Source organism: Lapillicoccus sp., from assembly GCF_025353065.1.
Lineage (GTDB): Bacteria > Actinomycetota > Actinomycetes > Actinomycetales > Dermatophilaceae > Lapillicoccus.
Window position 1 is genome coordinate 1 of the sequence record NZ_JANXRJ010000063.1, and the last position, 2328, is coordinate 2328.

The window sequence follows — 2328 nt, forward strand, 5'->3', positions numbered from 1 at the left end:
CCCGGCTGGTCCAGGATCCAGCGCAGCGCCACCTGCGCCGTCGGCACCGGAGCCACGAGCTCGGTCACCGACCGCGCCGCCCGCACCCCGACCTCGAACGGCACCCCGGCGAAGGTCTCCCCCACGTCGAATGCCTCACCCCCGCGGTTATATGTGCGGTGGTCGTCAGCATCAAACGTCGTGCCCTCGTCGTACTTCCCCGACAGCAGCCCGCTGGCCAGCGGTACCCGCGCGATGATTCCCACGCCGGCGGCCTCGGCCGCGGGCAGCACCCGCTCGAGCGGCTTGCGCCGGAACGCGTTCAGGATGATCTGCACCGTCGCGACGTGCGGCCGCGCGATGGCGATCAGCGCCTCGTCGCACGTCTCCACCGACACCCCGTATGCCGCGATCGCCCCCTCCGCGACGAGGGTGTCCAGCGCGTCGTAGACAGAGTCGGCGCAGTAGACCGCGGTCGGCGGGCAGTGCAGCTGCACGAGGTCGAGGCGCTCGACCCCGAGGTTGCGCCGGCTGCGATCGGTCCACCCGCGGAACGCCTCGAGCGTGAACGCCTCGGGCGCGAACGGGTCGGCCCGACGCCCCATCTTGGTCCCGACGGTCAGGCCTGCGTCGGGCACCTCGCGCAGCAGCCGCCCGATGAGCGTCTCGCTGCGACCGTCGCCGTAGACGTCGGCCGTGTCGAGGAAGGTGACCCCGGAGTCGACCGCCGCGTGCAGCACCGCCATCGCGTCCGACTCCTCGACGTCACCCCAGTCGGCGCCGAGCTGCCAGCAGCCCAGTCCGATCGGGCTGACCTGGCGACCGGTGCGACCGAACTGACGTGTGTCCATGCCGTCAGACGAGGAGTCGGCGCAGACACCGTCGCGTCGGACCCGGACTCAGCGCACCACGCCCCGCTCGGCGAGCGCATCGATGTCGGGCTCGCCCAGACCCATCGCGGTGAGCAGCTCGCGGGTGTGCTCGCCATAGGTCGGACTCGCCGTGCGCAGGGTCGTCGGGGTGCCGGTGAGCTTGAGCGGCGACCCGAGGGTGCGCACGGTGCCGAGATCGGAGTGGGGCAGGTCGACGACCATCTCGCGGGCCAGCACCTGCTCCTGGGCCAGTGCCTCGTCGACCTCGTGGACGGGACCGGCTGGGACGCCTGCCTCCTCGAGCAGCGCGGCCCACTCGGTCGACGGTCGGCCGAGGAAGGCCTCCGCGATGAGCGGCAGCAGCTCGTCCCGCCGGGCCACCCGGTCGGGGTTGGTGGCGTAGCGCGGGTCGTCGACCAGGTGGCCCAGCCCGACCACCGGGGCGAACCGACGCCACAGCGAGTCGTTGCCGACCGCCACCATGATCTCGCCTGACTCGGTCGGGAAGGACTGGTAGGGAACGATATTGGGGTGCGCAGAACCGTAGCGCCTCGGTCGCTCCCCCGAGGCGAAGTAGTTCTGCGCGGCATACGTCAGCCACGACATCTGCCCGTCGAGCAGGGAGATGTCGACGTGCTGCCCCTGCCCCGTCTCGTCCCGGGAGCGCAGCGCGGCGAGCACGCCGATCGTCGCCCACATGCCGGCGCCGAGGTCGGCCCCCGCGACACCGAACCGCACCGGTTCGCCGTCGGCCGGACCGGTGATGCCCATCACCCCGGACATCGCCTGCGCGATGGCGTCGTACCCGGCCCGCCGGCTCTCCGGGCCGGTCTGGCCGAAGCCACTGACCGAGCCGTAGACGATCCGCGGGTTCCGTTGCGACAGCTGGGGATAGCCGAGACCCAGCCGCTCGGCCGTCCCCGGGCGGAAGTTCACCAGCACGACGTCGGCGGAGGTGGCAAGACGGAGGACGATGTCGAGCCCCACCTCGGTCTTGAGGTCGATCGCCAGCGAGCGCTTGTTGCGGTTGACAGCATGGAAGTATGCCGCGTCGTCGCCCTGGAAGGGCGGCCCCCACCGGCGGGTGTCGTCCCCGCCTCGGGTGTCCTCGATCTTGATGACGTCGGCCCCGAGGTCGGCGAGCACCATCGAGGCGAACGGGCCCGAGAGGATGCGTGTCAGGTCGAGGACGCGCAGCCCCGCAAGCGCGCCCTCGCGCCGGACCCACGCCCCCTCGGCGTCGGCTGAGATGGCGGGCGACTTTTCAAACGAATCCTCAACGGGCACAGCGGAACCGGGCTCGGTCACGCGGTGGCTCCGGCGGTCTCCGACTCCAGGGCGGCCTCGCGGTTCAGCTGGGTGCGCGGCATCAGCGCCAGCGCGATCGCCGACACGACGCAGCAGCCGATGATGTACCAGCTGATGCCGGTGCTGGAGCCGGTCTTCTCGAGGATGGCGGCGGCGATGAGGGGCGCCG

The 2328-nt window shown here is 71.7% G+C and carries 2 protein-coding genes; both read right to left on the minus strand.

Features of this window, described 5'->3' with window-relative positions; all coding sequences use genetic code 11:
* Positions 1-830, minus strand: an 830-nt coding sequence (locus Q0R63_RS05880) for an aldo/keto reductase (protein WP_295695258.1), incomplete at its 3' end; no start/stop codon positions are given.
* 48 nt (positions 831-878) lie between these two features.
* Complete coding sequence (locus Q0R63_RS05885) at positions 879-2138, minus strand: CoA transferase (protein ID WP_295695260.1); 1260 nt, start codon at positions 2136-2138, stop codon at positions 879-881.
* Positions 2139-2328: the final 190 nt, after the last annotated feature.